Below are 15560 nucleotides of genomic sequence, written 5' to 3'. Positions count from 1 at the left end.
GCACCAGGGAAATCATTTCGCTATGCTTAAGAATGAACTGAAGGATATAGAAGAAATATTAATTGAGCAAGAATATTCCGACAGCACTAGAATAGCTCAGATTAATCTTGAAACCCACTTTGGCCAAATCTGTAAAGCATGGGAAGCGGTAATATTTTCCAATACGCCAGAGGATACTCTGGTGCGTTATTTCCATTATCACCTAGATATTATATCAACCATCTCCAATACATTATCTAATTCTCACGATTCTGAAACAAATGTACTTCTCCAAAATGAACTTTTAGCACTTATAGATCATCTACGGAAATACCATTTCAATTATTTTAATGAAGATGCGATTGCGCCTATAGCCTATCATCAACGCTCAATTGAACAATGGAGCGAGGATGTTCGGCTGCTGAAAAGTAAACTTAAAAAAGCACAAATAAGCGCTGAGCTGAAAACTTCGGTCTGTAAATGGGTAGAGGAACTCAATGAGATCAATTACTCCAGGCGGTATTCTTTTCGGGAAATATCCTATTCTAAGTATATTATTGAGCAAATGCTTTTGATTGATATCTTTTCGGACAAGGCAGATAACAATCTCATCTCTTTTCTTTCCAGCGCTAATTTTAACCACCTTGCTTTTTTAGTTTACCGACAGAATAAGATCCGTCAGGAATTGGAAGCTTTTATTTGTTTAGACGACAAAATCAACTATCTACATCATCAAAAGGCTACGGTGGCATCTGTTCCTGAAGTGAAACATGTAGTTTATAATATTTCATGGCCATCTCTAAAAATTATGTTGGGAGATTGGCTCCAGGAAGAAATTCTGCTAACAGAAAAGTCTTTGAGCAAGAGGAGTGAAGTTGCTATTCCTAAGATACCATTGAAAATGTCAGTCGCTCACCTGTCCTGCTTAATTCGTTTGCTATACGAAGAAAGTGTTTTCGCCACTCAGAATCTTCAGTTTATTTTTAAAGGTTTCGCTGGTCACTATCAAAGTAAAAGACAAGCTGTTATATCTCCTGGAAGCCTGAGTAAAGAATTTTATAGTATTGACCAACATACTGCCGCACGAGTGCGGGATCTGTTACAGCGTATGGTACAGCGGATTAACCGTAATTTTTTTCCTATGGCCGTTGCAATAAATGCAACAGTCCTCTCTTATCTAAGTACGCGCTGAGTTCCCCCAGCCAGCTATAGCTAAACCCTTTTTTATTGATCAGTTGTTCAGGCAAAAGAGATGTGATGTCTTTCAATGTGCTGAAATGCATCGAACTACAAACTTTACAGAATTCAGTACTAAAACCAAGCCTGTTAATAGGGGTCTGTAATAATTCCTCCTTTTCCATATATTTTTTAATGCCTGCAGCTTTATAAAGATAATAAATTTGTTTCTAATAAGATGTATCTAATATGATGTTTCTTTTTAGAAGTACCTCTCGCGCACCATTTTGGTTTACTTTACGTTATGAGTAGAGCTAAAAACGAAGAGGAGAGCGAGCATATAAAGGAAGTTTTAAAATTGCTTGGTGCACGGATTCGTTCCCTTAGGGAAGCTAAAGGGGAACGGAACTATGAAAAATTTGCCTTTAAACATGACCTTAACCGTACGCAGCTCTGGCGATATGAAAATGGAGAGGATCTGTATTTCTCATCTTTGCTCAAAGTGCTTTCAGCATTGGATATCACCCTTGCTGAGTTCTTTGGTGATGGGTTTGATCAACCCGTGAAGTAATAACATATAGTAAAAATCAACAAGCAGCAATAAAAATCTGAAAAGATGCTTTTGCAGCAGATGCCTGTTTTCGATATACGATTAGAAAAAAGTTGTCGTTATACAGGGTGTAAGGCGTAATTAAACTACGTCTTTAATTACTGATTAAATATACGCATGATGGAAAAACTAACCACAGTTATTTTTTCATCCCTATCAATTGAATTATTTACTCCAGTGCATAAGTTTATTGTTTATGCACGGCAAAAGGGTCCCCAGCGGGTGGCCTGTATTCCTTTTAACTCGGGGCTCATCTGCCGTGGCCGTGGCTATCCGTAAATTTGGGGCAAGTTGCCCCTGCAACAGGTTACATTATACACACCACCATTAATTTAAACTTTATTGGGTTTGTTAAACAGCGTTTAATGCTGTTTAGCGCAAAAATTTACAGATAAGCACCCCATTTTCTAACCGATTCGTTTCATGTTTTAAACTTAACGCCACATGAATAAGCTTGATGCACTTGTACAGATCATGTACAACATTTACCTCGTATTGAACAAAGAACAACTCGCCTTTACCTTTATCGATCTCTTCGGCGACCCTAACGCGCAACTTACCCGCCAACAGGTAAAAGATTACCTGAACATAAGCGAAAGCACCTACAAACGTAAGGTAAAAGACGGCACTTTAAAGCCCATAAAACTACCGGGCGGCGATCGTTTTTACGCGAAAGATTTACTGGCCGCCTACCTGGAGAGCCAGCGGAAAGGCCGTATTTGAGCTATATACGGACAAGACATCCTTTACCTGTTGTTTACCCTTTGTTTACTCTTTATTGCTACCAGGTTAACCCCAGGCTTACCCCAGGGTTACCTCTGCTTTACCTTTTGCTTACCTAAAAGGTAAAGCCAACGTTTGTTTTTGCAGGATGGGGCCACTGCTTAGGGTTATGCTGCCCTTAAGCAGGTCGCCACTCAATGTCATTAAGCTAAGCGTTTAACCACAGATGCACACAGATAAACACAGATTTTTGTAGCTGTGTGCATCCTTTCTATCTGTGGTTAAATTATTTTTCGTACCGAATGGTTTAACCCAGTAATATTGGGGCACCCTAAGCACTCGGCCTTTGCACTGCCTACCACAAGTGTAACGGCTCATTTTAGCTCAAAAACGGTCTTATTTAGCTCAATTTGGCTCATTTTAGCTCAAAATGAGGCGCCAATGCTGCTAAGCCGCTAGGTTTGGGCATGGATTTAAACATACCGGTATAAACAGAAATCCTTTTTTGAACAACATTTTTTCAATAAAAAAACAAAAATTATGGCAACGTATTCAAAAGGCGCAAATGGCGCATTCTCGGGCAAAGTAGGCAGTGTAATTGGCAGCAACTGGCGCAGTGTAGATTACCTAAAGGGCCTGCCCAAAAAGAGCAGTAAACCCAGTACCGAACCACAATTGGCCCAGCGCAGCAAATTTGCCCTGGCGCCGCTCTATCTGAGCCCTATTAAAGACATTTTAAACATTGGCTTTAAAGATAAACACCTGAGCAAACTTACAGGTTACAATGCAGCAGTAAAGGTCTTTCTAAACCAGGCAATTGTAGGCGACTATCCTGATTATACAGTCGATTTTTCGCAGGTAGTACTCAGCAAAGGTTCGCTTTCGGTTTTCCATGGCCTTAACGCAGGCCTGCAGGGTGCAGACCTGGTACTGAACTGGCAGAGCATTTTAAACCGCTACAGTGCCTTTACTGATGACCTGCTAACGGTAGTGCTCTTTAACGATACCAAAAAGATGTACCTGGTGTACGAAGAAGCACAGCGCGGCGCGCTTACCTATACCGCTGCAATTGGTGCCGGCTTTACGGGTGATGTTTTTCACGGATGGGCTTTTGCAGTCAAACGCGATGCCACTTCGGTATCAGGCAGCCAGTACCTGGGCACTTTTACCATTCCTTAGTTTGTTAGTTAACCCTGCCCAAGCCTTGCAAAACCGCAGGTTTGGGCTTTTTTAAAAAGAAAAGATATGAAAACATTAAAACTGGCTTTAACGGCGCTGATGCCGAAAAAGCAAATACTCGAAAAACTGATGCTGGCCACCATCTTGGTTTTAGGCTGGCTTACACTCCCTAATTTATTAAGAAGCTTCGAACCCACTGCTGCGCTGCTCGATGCAGGTATCTGGCAGCTGCTTTTGCTCGGCCTGTTGTGTTATGTGGCCCTATTGCAAATTTCCTGGTGGCTCTTGTACCGCTTTTGGCTCGGCCTGGGCCTGCTTAATTTAACAGATATGGTTTTACGCTTTAAACAACTCACATCATGGCAACAGTTAAGATTTTTTTGGGCATCGTTTGCATTGCTCTTTTTAGCAGGGATAGCCTGCCTGGCCGCAATAACATAAACCAGGCGCCGAACAGGGCATTTGCCGATAGGGCCAAACTGTTGTGCATTGCAAAAAACGAACTGGGTGTGCGCGAACTTTCCGGCCATAACGATGGGCCTCGGGTAGCGGCGTACCTGCGTTATACAGGCATTGAACAGGGCAGCCCCTGGTGTGCCGCTTTTGTAAGCTGGGTTTTTGGCCAGGCCGGATACCCCGCACCACGTAGCGCCTGGAGCCCGGCCTTATTTCCGTTAAGTAAACGCACCAAAGAGATAAGCCCTGCAATGGTATTCGGCATTTACTTTAGCCACCTGAAACGCATTGCCCATTGTGGTTTGGTGGAGCGACAGGAAGGCGACTGGCTCATTACCATCGAAGGGAATACCAATATAGCAGGCAGCAGGGAAGGCGATGGGGTATACCGCAAACGGCGCCCCTTAAAAGCCATCAGGTACTTTGCCGATTGGGCCAAAAAGAAAGGAGCAGACAATGAAAACTGAGTTAAACTTATTGATGGCCTGCAGCATACTGCTTTCGGCCTGCGGAAGCTTAAAAAGTAAAAAAACGCTGCATACGGAAAACCTTCAATCGAACAGCTATCAGCAGGAAATTACCAATCTGCAAAGCTGGGTAAAAGAAAACACCCTGCTGCTTGATAGCAGTAATAGCGAATATGTGGTGCAGATTACCCCGGTGGGGAAATTTTTCTACAGTGCCGAAAATGGTTTTGAAGGTCTGGCCGAAAAAGTGCTGGTAAGCGGAAAAACGGGTAAAAGGCAGATTCTTCAGCGCCAAAAGCAAGCGGGCCACCAGCTTCAGCACCAAAAACACAGCCTCGAAAGCACACAGCTAAAAAAGAAGATGCAGCACATTGATAAAAGCAGAAAGCCGCGTTTGGCTATGTTATACATCGGGCTGGTAGCGGTACTGGGCCTGGCTTGCTGGTTAATGAGAAAACGGCTGTTTACCTGAACATTTAAAATGCTCCCTTTAAGCAGTTAGGGGAGCATTTATTTCATAATCAGCTCTAAACACTATTACCATCCATCAATTGTAATCGAGTAAATAATAATTAATAGTGAGGTGCTCCCGTTTGATCTGGGGAAGAATAGATATTGACCAAGACAAAAAAGGACAACCAAATGAATGGTTGCGCTAATCATTAATGTGCTCTGGCTTTCGCCGGATGTAAGGCGCTCAGACCTTACTTTCGATTATACGAAAAAAAAGTTTTTGGTTTTATGTAATATCAATCACCATGGGTTAAATGGTTAGACTAAAGAGTTTTTTTTGGGTGGTACAGACTTCTAGATTGCATATATTTAATACAGATAAAGAAAGTTATGCCACAAAATTATTTAAATTATAATATTACTTTTTTCTATATTGGTAAGCTGAACCGGCCGGGATATCACCTTGAAGTATCAGTGAAAAAGTGCAATATTCTAGTTTCAAGGAAATAAAACCTTTTTGTTGATGTATGATAAAATGTTATTTTATTGGAGAAGGTTCTGACATCGATGATGTAAAAAAACTTGTTGAAAAACATCCCTTCGCTGAACTCATAGATGATCATGGTACTGGTCAACCTGTTTTAGAAGAAATCTTTGCGAAGAAACCACAGGTTTTATTTGTTGACTTTGCCATGCGGAAAACCATCAAAAAAGCCCTTACCAGGCTTATGCAGTTTTCAGCTATAATTTACATGTCTGTTACGCCAAGTGATGCGTTCGAGGCTTTTGAAGATGGAGCAATAGATTACATGTCCTATCCGGTCAGATCAAAAAGGTTTGAGGTTTGTATGAGCAAAATCGTAAGACTTTCGTTGAATAGGACCTCTTTTCTACAAGAAGTTCCTGAACATGGCCTGGATTCTTTTTTTATCAATGTCGATGCAAAGGGAAAAACAGAGTTGCTGATAAACTCCAACGAAATACTAATGATTGAGGCTATAGAAAACCACATTTTATTAACCATGGTAGAGGGAAGAAAACATGTCTGTTTCAATACGATGAAAGAGATGGAAGAATACCTGCCTAATTATTTGATCCGGGTACATAAATCTTTTATCATAAATTACAGAAAAGTGAGCGAAGTTAAAGGACCCTTGCTCACCCTTAAAGGCAATACCCAAAAGATTCCAATAGGGGTTACTTACCGGAAAGCTTTCACTGAGAAAAAAAATGAAATGACTATCGGTAAAAAAAACGTTAAACGGTTTTGAGTAATCACTTAACACTTAACCGAAGCTGGCATCGCAATGTGACTTTAGCAAGGAAATTATCACGGAAGTGGGTCAGCATCTGAAATAACAGTTTCGGGTAAGAATTTTATATACCTGCCATTTATATTAGTTCACCTCTCGGTTTGTGTCATTGGCAAAAAAAATGCCGAAATGATGTTAGCGTGTTTACTTTAGCTACCACAACTAATATTAACACTCTAAAGATGATATCTACCGACCTCTCCTTAAAGAGAAAGAGCTTTTCTTTTTTTGTATCAATACTATTGATCTTATTTTATCACCAATCTTTTTCTCAGACTAAATCATTGTTGGATGAATCACGCCCGCTAACCCCATCTGCCTTTCAATACCTGAAATATACCGATATGCCGATCGGCAAGTATACTGGAGTAGCTGATATCTCAGTACCGCTTTATCAGATTGAAGAAGATGGCGTTCACCTGCCAATAACATTGTCTTATCATAGCGCAGGTGTAAGGGTCAGTGAGGAGGCCAGTGAGGTTGGGCTAGGTTGGAGTATGCAGATGGGAAGTATTGTGCAGATAGTTAACGATCTAGATGATTTAGACCCGAGCTTTACAAAGAGTTTGCCAGATTACATCGGCTCTACCATACCTACGGAATTACCATACCGCTGGGAATGGCCGGTGGAGTCTTATGGATCCGGACCAACTTTGCCCGTAAATCCTCCTCTTCCAAATTACGCATTTCCGATTGCAACTGGCCGATATTATCCTATCAATGGACATTATGATATCCAGAGCTTTTTGACAGCTGCCAATTATGATTCTGAGCCAGATATCTTCAAGGCCAATTTTTTTGGGCATAGTGTTAATTTTGTTCTTGATTGGAAAAATGGCTACCAGATTGCCGTGATTAATCAACTTGGCTATACCGTAAAGTATCTTAATGACGGATCTTTTGCCATAACGGTTCCCAGTGGTGAGATCTATACCTTCGCATTGAAAAATGCCGCCTCTAGTTTGGTTTATTCAACTATCAAGATTGCTGGAGGGCAGTATGGAGGAGGCGGTTATCTGAATCCGGGTAACTCGTCCGCGACGTGGGTGCTGACTGGAATAACCACAAAAAATAAACATGAAATAGCTATCAACTATACAAAAACGGCTGCAGTTAGTGCATTCCCTCAACTTTCGCAAACCTGGAAACGGGTCAAGGAGACTGGGGTCAGTATTTATTATGGTTCGATGAATTTTCTTGCTTTTATGTCCAACCTGCCAGATACCAATGCGGAAGGCATGTTGACTTCAAATAGAAGTGAACAGACTGAATCGCACATTATCCTGTCCTCTATCGTGTTTTCCAATGGGAGGGTAGACTTTTATACCTCGGATAGGTCCGATATCCTCGGGGGCAAAAAAATTGATAATATCAGGGTCAGCTCACAGGAAACTGTAAGGAACATCAACCTTAATTATACTTATTCGGATGCACAAAATGTTGGCGGGGGAGGTTTCGTATATGACACTGGCGTGTTTGGCAGTACTGTGTTTTTGCGCTTAAAATTAGCCTCAGTGACTGACGGGACGGGTGGGACATATACATTCAACTATGATCCGACGCAACTACCAGCGAAGAATTCATTCGCTCAGGATCAATGGGGCTTTTATAACGGCAACCTTGCAAACAGTTCTTTAATCCCTAATCCTGTTCAGTATTTAAAGCCAGAGCTTGGCGACAATGGGAACAACCACTCTGCAAGTCTGCCCTATACCAGAGCAGAGGTATTGACCCAGATCGTTTATCCTACTGGGGGGAGTGCAAATTTTGAATATGAGCTCAATACGTTTGACAATTATTGGGTACCCGATTATGATACCAATACCAATACAGCCTCTAAGGGCTGTGGCCTGAGGATTAAATCGGTAATACATAGAAATGAAGTTGGCACAACTTATCAGAAACATGTATATGTCTACTCCGGTGGTAAGGCATTATTACCCATAAATCTATACCGGAACTTTACAAGCAACCATGTCTCGGCTATCGAAAACGGTGGGAACGCAAATGCACAAGTAAGGTCGTATTTTAGCGAGGAGTTTAACGGGAACGGATATTACTCACCCGCCTCTTTAAGTTCGGTTAACGGTATAGGATATGACCAGGTGACGGATAGATTAGTGGATGACCAAGGAACAGATCTTGGCTATACGGTCACAGATTTTCATAATTATCCAAACACGCTTCCTTCGAATAGTGTACAGTTTATGAGCAAAGTAGCCATAAGTGTCCCTGCGTTAGAGAACCGTAATCTTGCTAAAACGGGGCTTGAAAAAAACGTTAAAATTTATGATCAACAGGGTACATTAAAGAAAAAGGTGACCAAAGAATATCGGAATTTGTCTACTCCATTTCACTACGCCCTACGGGTTTCTGACTATCAGAATTATTATTATACCTACACTGAGACTCCTAGCAATACTAAAGTATGGGGAGCACAACCTCAACATTTGGTAGCAATTTATCCGATATATGATTTCATATCCAATCCATATAACGTTCGGGAAGTTGAATATTTCGAAACAGACAGTTTGACGAAATCATCAATATTTAATTTTAACACCTACAATTTACCTCAAACTGTGGTAACAGACTATAAAGGAATGAGGGAAACAGCAAGATATGAGTATATCTCGGACCATCCTTTGGATCCGCTGTATAGCACGATCATAGCCGATGGAAGAATAGCTGATCCGGTGAGTGTAAGCCTTGAAACAAGTTATCCAGCCATCTCAAATAATGGCGTGTCTGGCTCAACTTCAACTTCCTATGGCTATAGGATGGAGGGTGGGAATTTTGTCAGGGATTTCGAAAGCCATTACATCGGAAGTATACCAGATACCAAAACCTTTGATAAGTATGATAATAAAGGCAATTTGCTGCAGTTTACCGAAAAAGGCAAAACAACAAGCTTAATCTGGTCCTACAATCAAAACTACATTGTAGGGACTGTGGAAAACGCAACCTATAGCACTATTGAAAATATTCTTGGTGCAGGTAATCTAGCTTCTTTTGCTACTGCAATGCCTACAACCTATTACGGGATCAATAATTTTCTTGCACCTCTTCAGAACGATTCGCGTGTCAAGAATTCATTGATCGGAAGTTATTCTTATAGGCCACTTATTGGGATGAGTACGGTCACCGATTCTAAAGGGATGACAACGTTTTATGAATATGACGGGTTTTTAAGATTGAAAGCCATTAAGGATCAGGACGGAAATATAGTAAAACAATTTGATTACCACTATAAACAACCATAGATATGAAAAAGATGATATTTATAACCTTGCTGCTGGCTGCATTCATTGGCATTGGTCAAAAGGGCTCGGCGCAAGAAAAAAAAGAAACCAACCAAAAACGTGAGCAGCGTAATTATTACCGTACGACTCTCCAGGTAGATTCTGCAAAGGCGGAGCAGGTTGCTCAGATACAAGAAACCTACAAAAAAGCCCTTGCGGTAGTGGTTGCGGATTCTAGTCTTACTGAAGGAGGTCGGCGCTCAAAGATCCAACTGTTGATCGTGGAAAAAAACAGAAAGCTCCGCGGACTGCTCAACCCATCGCAGCAACAGAAAGTGATCCCGACTACCGAGCGGGAAGCAACAGTGCCGTCAAAACAGCAGTAAAGTACAATTATCATACCTTATTAACTCTCCGATGAAAGTGATAAACCTCTCACCAGCTGCAATATGTAGCTGGCTCCGTCATACAGCCGTTGTGCTGGTGTTTTTTGTGGCAGCACCTTTTTGCGCAGATGCGCAGGATGGTACCACTAAGAGTTCCGCGTTCCCGATCGCACTGAGCTCTTGTGGAAATACTTCTTACTCCGACAATAGGTCAAATACCTCACCCTATACCAATACTTACGGAAACTCCAGTCCTGATATCTGGTACCGCTTTTCAATCCCGGCAGCGACTAATGTAAGCGTTTCGCTCTGCGGCAGTAATTTTGATACCTATTTATATATCCTGGATGAGTCCAGTAATGTAATTGCCTACAATGATGATAACGGGGTGCTGTGTACAGGGACAAGTTCCTCGCTCAGCCAGGTGCTTGCTGCAGGAACCTATTACATCGTGACAGAGGGCTACAGCAGCAATACCGGTAATATTTCCCTAGCTGTGAACATTTCCGGCACTGGTAGCAGTGCATCGCCTGGCTCTGGAATGTCCAATGCAATCAATGCAGGAACTTTTTCTAGTTCTGGAAGTTTTACCGATACCCGTAGCAATGCGGATGCCTGTCTGGGCAATAATTTTGGACAGGGCAGTAACGATATTTTTTATAGGTTTGTTCTTTCGGGGACTGCAAACGTGGAAATGCTTCACTGTGGCAGTGGTTTTGATACTTATATGCACCTTCTTGACCAGTATGGTTCAGAAATTGCTTATAATGATGATAGTTCTACTTCCCCTTGTCCTGGCTTTCAAGCTTATATTCAGCTAAGCTTGCCAGCTGGTACTTACTATCTCGTTTCTGAAGGTTATGGTGGGAATACGGGGAATATTACTACATCGATAAATGTAACGGGTGGTTCTTCATCAATACCAGCGATTTCATATAGTAGCCCGGTTACAATTTCGGTAGGCGGTACGGCGAGTATAGCTCCCGTAAATACTGGTGCACCCGTAACCGGTGGGGCTATTGCGGTAACGTTTGCCGGCAACGGATCCTTCGGGTCAGCAAATGGAAGTGCAAATGCCGCAACTTTCTACACACCGCTTAACACTGCGGTAGATCAACAGGGCAATGTATATGTCGCAGATGCTGATAACCACCTGATCCGTAAGATCAGCCCTTCAGGGCTAGTAAGCACACTTGCCGGAGCAGGTTATGCAGGCTATGCAGATGGAACAGGTACATCCGCTGCATTTCAACACCCGTCGGCGCTTGTCGTCGATTCTTACGGTTATGTATATGTATCAGATCAGCAAAATCATAGGATTCGCAAAATCAGCCCATCGGGCACGGTAACGACCCTTGCAGGTAGTGGTTCGGCGGGTTTTGCGGACGGAACGGGGACTGGAGCGAGCTTTAGCAGTCCTATCGGACTGGCATTAGATGCTTCTGGAAACCTTTATGTGGCGGATTATGGAAGCCATCGGATCCGAAAGATTGACCTTTTTGGGGGAGTAAGTACTTACGCTGGAACAGGAGCGGCCGGTCTATCAAATGGAGCAGCACTGTCCTCGTCTTTCAGAAACCCGATGGGACTATCGTTTGACGCGGCAGGGAACCTGTACGTTGCAGACAGATTGAACCATAGTATTAGAAAGATCACATCTTCCGGAACTGTCACTACCCTTGCAGGAAACGGGTCTGCAGGTTATAACAATGGGAATGGTACTTCTGCTACTTTCAATTATCCTAACGGGGTAGCCGCTGATGCGGCAGGAAATATATATGTGGCTGATCAATTGAATCATAGTATCCGTATGGTAAGTACCTCGGGAACGGTTACAACACTAGCAGGAAACGGAACAGCTGGAACAGTAAATGGCTCGGGGGCGGCAATCCGTTTTAATTCTCCCTACGGACTTAGCATGGATACTGGTGGTAACATCTACATTGCTGAAAGTAGTGGGAATGTAATCAGGAAACTCAGTACAGCTGCCTATTCGGTGAGCCCTGCACTTCCCGCCGGACTTACTATTGATCCGTTTACCGGTGTAATCTCAGGAACAGCGGCCGCCGTATCGCCTATGACAGTTTATACCATCTCGGCTAATGGTAGTGGCGGAAGCGGTAGCACGACAATCTCTCTGGAGGTAACTTCTGGTGGTCTCTGTCTTTCCCCAAGCCAGAACCAGAATTACATCATTACCTACCTTCCCCGTGAAGAGGGCCTCACCAGTCAGAGTGCAGTGGTTGCGGCCAGCTGTAACAAAGACAGGGTACAGACCGATATCCAGTATTTCGATGCATTAGGGCGGCCCGCACAGACTGTTCAGGTACAGGGCAGTCCAAGTGGAAAAGATATTGTACAGCCGATAAGGTATGATATTTATGGGCGTGAGCCAATAAGTTATCAGCCTTATACCGCTGCCTCGAACGCTGGTGGTTACCGGACCGATGGACTTGATGCGCAGTTAAGCTTTTATGAAAACCAGGTAGTAGGATCAAGTATAAAACAGACCTCCTATCCTTACAGTGTTGTTAAATTTGAAAAGAGTCCATTGGCTAGGCAGGAGGAACGGGGTGCACCTGGATTGTTATGGCAACCAGATCAAGCCAGCCCAAATGGCCATACGATTAAGGTAAAATACCTCACAAATACCGAACAAGGCGGAGAAAGACAGGTGCGGAAATATATCGCGAGGTATAAATATACCTATAATGGTAATTACCTGTTCCAGCATGAACTGATAGAAGCTGGGTTTTACGATAGGAACGAGTTAAGGGTCAACATTACCTATGATGAAAATTGGATAGCATCAGACCAGCAAGCTGGATCAATAGAAGAATATAAGGATGCTTCTAATAGAGTGGTCTTAATCCGACGTTTTAACCGGAAAGCTGATGCAAGCATTGAGGTGCTGAGCACCTATTATGTATATGACCCCGTTGGGGAACTGGCATTTGTCCTGACACCTGGAACCAATCCAGATAGTGGCGGCATCAGCCAGATTTCATTGGATAACTATGGGTATCAGTATCGTTATGACAAAAAGGGAAGGCTAATTGAGAAAAAAATGCCAGGAAAAGGCTGGGAGTTTTTGGTATACAATAAGAACGATCAGCTTGTTTATACCCAAGATGCAAACCAGTTTCTCGCACACCAATGGAGTTTTATAAAGTATGACGGCCTTGGCAGGGTGATCGTGAGGGGAGTTGAGAGTAATAATTTGATGAGCAGGGCTACGATTCAGAACGACTACGTCGACAATATGACCGGGCCCATATGGGAAGAGCGCACTGCATCCAGAGCTGATGGTTATACTGTCCGTACCCATCCGATGGCAGGTGAAGAGAATGCAAATATTGTTTACAATACCATAAATTATTATGATGATTACAGTTTTCCGGGTAATAGTTTTCCGTTACCGGTTTATCCGGAGATGGACTATGATCGGATAAGAGGGTTGCCTACCGGTACCAAGGTGCGGGTACTGGGGACGGCGACTATGCTGCTTACGGTAAACTATTATAATCTAAAGAGGCAATTGACAAGAACAGTGAGCAGTAACAATGTTGGTGGCATCGATGAAACTGTTAATTCCTTTTCCTTTACTGGTGAGCTTAAAACGAACGTAAGAAACCATACATCTGGTACAGCTTCTGTAAATATAGCTACCGCCTATGACTATGATCACCTGGGCAGAAAAATACGCACAAAAGAAAATATTAATTCTCAAGGTGAAATTATCCTTAGTGAAATGGACTATAATGAAATCGGGCAGCCTATCCAGAAACGGTTACATGGGACGGGGGGTGGCTCTTTTGCCCAGTATATCGATTATAAATATAATGAACGAGGATGGCTGACAGCTATAAATACCCCCAATACTATCGATGCTTCACACGGATTTGGGATGCAGATTGAATACGGTAATAAACCGGATGCTTTTAACGGAAATATTGGCTCATTAAGCTGGCAGACTCTTGTTCCTCCTGGCTTAGGACTCGCCCAGCAGCAGCAAAGCTACACTTACAGCTATGACAAGATGAATAGGTTGGAAAAGGCTGCCTATAATAGTGTAGGTAAGACAGATTGGTTCAATGAGGAAATTTCATATGATATAATGGGCAATATCTTAACGTTGAAAAGAAAAAATGGTTCTTCCGGATTATGGAATGATCTGCAATATAATTACATCTATAATGGTCAAACTGGAAATGTGCTGGCAGGGGTTACAGATAACGGAACAGAAGGAATGAACAGTTCTTATACTTATGATGATAATGGAAATCAGACCAGCAATAGTAAGAATGGTATTACCAATATTAGTTATAATTTTCTAAATTTACCCCAGTCCTTTACCAAAGCGAGTACTGGAGAATTGCTGACCTATACATATGATGCAATGGGGAATAAAATTGAAAAGCAGTTAGGGGGACAGAGTACAAAGTATTTAGGGGGAATTCAATATAACGGTAATTCAATCGACTTTGTTACGACCGAAGAAGGAAGGGCATTACCAGGGACACCCTATGTTTATGAATACTTTTTGAAAGACCATTTGGGCAATACCCGAGCCATTGTAAAACAGGACGGTAGTATTGCGCAGGTTCAGGATTATTACCCTTTTGGATTGGATATGAATCCAGGTAACCAGTTTACCGGAAGTCCTGCAAACAATTATAAATATAACGGCAAGGAAAAACAAAATGAACTGGGTTTGGAACAAATTGACTATGGAGCAAGGTTTTATGATCCGGCGATTGGTAGATGGAATGTGGTGGATCCATCAGCGGAGAAGGTTCACTCGGTTAATCCATATGCCTATGCGGATAATAATCCCGTAAATAATGTTGATCCAAACGGAATGGAAACATTGTACGGAGCTGATGCGATACATGCGTTTAAAAAATTACAAAGTCAATATTCTGCAAGACCACCAGATGAATATAATGTTGATGTAAACGGTAATAAGACTAAGGTAAGTGATAAAGGAGGAAAGATATTTGACTATTACAACTATGTTACTGGAACTACCAATCCTTTATCAGGAAAAACAGTAAAGGTTGGAGCAATAAGTGGTGAGGTTTTGGGGATAGCTACCACCCGTTATATTCCTACTGGACCATCACTTAGCAAGATAGATAATAATTATTTCTTTGAAGGGCTAGCGGTTGGCGGAGCAGTACTTAAACCTGTTTTTGCAGGGTTAGGAGTTCTGCTAAGCAGAATCGGAGTGGGAGTAGCAGAAACAGCAGGGGTTGAGATGACAACAGTAGGTCGTTGGATGTCTAAAGCAGAATACGAGACGATGGCGTCAAGTGGTCAAATGGTTGAAGGCGCTGGAGGACAAACGTTTGTGGCTACTGGTGGCCCTAGTGCATTTAATGCTGCAACAAAAGGCTCTGTTTATGCAGAATTCCAAGTTCCAACAAACAGCCTTTTACAGGGTGGGCAAAGCAGCTGGTTTAAAGTATTGGGGCCTAATGCTGGTAAGGCAATGCAAAATGCTTTACAAAAGCAAGGAGGTCAGTTATTACCTAAGATTGAAAATCTTTCACAAATTTTGAAGGTTAAATAAA

The 15560-nt window shown here is 42.4% G+C and carries 11 protein-coding genes; all 11 read left to right on the top strand.

Features of this window, described 5'->3' with window-relative positions; translation table 11 throughout:
- Positions 1-22: 22 nt before the first annotated feature.
- Entirely contained in the window at positions 23-1171 is a 1149-nt protein-coding gene (locus tag FHT21_RS13515; protein ID WP_167295166.1) for a hypothetical protein, read from the top strand.
- A 288-nt stretch (positions 1172-1459) separates the two neighbouring features.
- Entirely contained in the window at positions 1460-1726 is a 267-nt protein-coding gene (locus FHT21_RS13510; protein ID WP_167295165.1) for a helix-turn-helix transcriptional regulator, read from the top strand.
- Positions 1727-2209: 483 nt separating this feature from the next.
- Positions 2210-2488 (top strand): helix-turn-helix domain-containing protein, encoded by a 279-nt coding sequence (locus FHT21_RS13505; RefSeq protein ID WP_167295164.1) that lies wholly within the window; start codon positions 2210-2212, stop codon positions 2486-2488.
- 540 nt (positions 2489-3028) lie between these two features.
- On the top strand, positions 3029-3667 hold the full coding sequence (locus FHT21_RS13500; RefSeq protein ID WP_167295163.1) for a DUF6266 family protein: 639 nt from the start codon (positions 3029-3031) through the stop codon (positions 3665-3667).
- Positions 3668-3733: 66 nt separating this feature from the next.
- Positions 3734-4108 (top strand): hypothetical protein, encoded by a 375-nt coding sequence (locus tag FHT21_RS13495; protein ID WP_167295162.1) that lies wholly within the window; start codon positions 3734-3736, stop codon positions 4106-4108.
- On the top strand, positions 4027-4590 hold the full coding sequence (locus FHT21_RS13490; RefSeq protein ID WP_243853993.1) for a peptidoglycan-binding protein: 564 nt from the start codon (positions 4027-4029) through the stop codon (positions 4588-4590). The genes FHT21_RS13495 and FHT21_RS13490 overlap by 82 nt, the downstream gene beginning before the upstream one ends.
- Positions 4580-5062: a hypothetical protein gene (locus FHT21_RS13485; RefSeq protein WP_167295161.1), complete on the top strand. Its 483-nt coding sequence runs from the start codon at positions 4580-4582 to the stop codon at positions 5060-5062. Before FHT21_RS13490 ends, FHT21_RS13485 begins: the two co-directional genes overlap by 11 nt.
- Before the next feature lie 508 nt (positions 5063-5570).
- Complete coding sequence (locus tag FHT21_RS13480; protein WP_167295160.1) at positions 5571-6314, top strand: LytTR family DNA-binding domain-containing protein; 744 nt, start codon at positions 5571-5573, stop codon at positions 6312-6314.
- Positions 6315-6538: 224 nt separating this feature from the next.
- The gene (locus tag FHT21_RS13475) at positions 6539-9619 is read left to right on the top strand and encodes a hypothetical protein (protein ID WP_167295159.1); all 3081 of its coding nucleotides are present in this window, start codon (positions 6539-6541) and stop codon (positions 9617-9619) included.
- A 2-nt stretch (positions 9620-9621) separates the two neighbouring features.
- A complete protein-coding gene (locus tag FHT21_RS13470) occupies positions 9622-9984 on the top strand; it encodes a hypothetical protein (protein ID WP_167295158.1) in 363 nt (120 codons plus the stop codon).
- A gap of 31 nt (positions 9985-10015) precedes the next feature.
- Positions 10016-15559: a DUF6443 domain-containing protein gene (locus FHT21_RS13465; protein WP_167295157.1), complete on the top strand. Its 5544-nt coding sequence runs from the start codon at positions 10016-10018 to the stop codon at positions 15557-15559.
- Position 15560 lies beyond the last annotated feature (1 nt).

The organism is Pedobacter sp. SG908 (genome assembly GCF_011759615.1).
Taxonomy (GTDB): domain Bacteria; phylum Bacteroidota; class Bacteroidia; order Sphingobacteriales; family Sphingobacteriaceae; genus Pedobacter; species Pedobacter riviphilus.
This window is presented reverse-complemented; position numbering and strand designations above follow the sequence as displayed.

Coding starts and splice junctions, on each gene's coding strand:
- FHT21_RS13515 (WP_167295166.1), top strand. CDS start 23: ATGCTTAAGAATGAACTGAAGGATATAGAAGAAATATTAATTGAGCAA.
- FHT21_RS13510 (WP_167295165.1), top strand. CDS start 1,460: ATGAGTAGAGCTAAAAACGAAGAGGAGAGCGAGCATATAAAGGAAGTT.
- FHT21_RS13505 (WP_167295164.1), top strand. CDS start 2,210: ATGAATAAGCTTGATGCACTTGTACAGATCATGTACAACATTTACCTC.
- FHT21_RS13500 (WP_167295163.1), top strand. CDS start 3,029: ATGGCAACGTATTCAAAAGGCGCAAATGGCGCATTCTCGGGCAAAGTA.
- FHT21_RS13495 (WP_167295162.1), top strand. CDS start 3,734: ATGAAAACATTAAAACTGGCTTTAACGGCGCTGATGCCGAAAAAGCAA.
- FHT21_RS13490 (WP_243853993.1), top strand. CDS start 4,027: ATGGCAACAGTTAAGATTTTTTTGGGCATCGTTTGCATTGCTCTTTTT.
- FHT21_RS13485 (WP_167295161.1), top strand. CDS start 4,580: ATGAAAACTGAGTTAAACTTATTGATGGCCTGCAGCATACTGCTTTCG.
- FHT21_RS13480 (WP_167295160.1), top strand. CDS start 5,571: ATGATAAAATGTTATTTTATTGGAGAAGGTTCTGACATCGATGATGTA.
- FHT21_RS13475 (WP_167295159.1), top strand. CDS start 6,539: ATGATATCTACCGACCTCTCCTTAAAGAGAAAGAGCTTTTCTTTTTTT.
- FHT21_RS13470 (WP_167295158.1), top strand. CDS start 9,622: ATGAAAAAGATGATATTTATAACCTTGCTGCTGGCTGCATTCATTGGC.
- FHT21_RS13465 (WP_167295157.1), top strand. CDS start 10,016: ATGAAAGTGATAAACCTCTCACCAGCTGCAATATGTAGCTGGCTCCGT.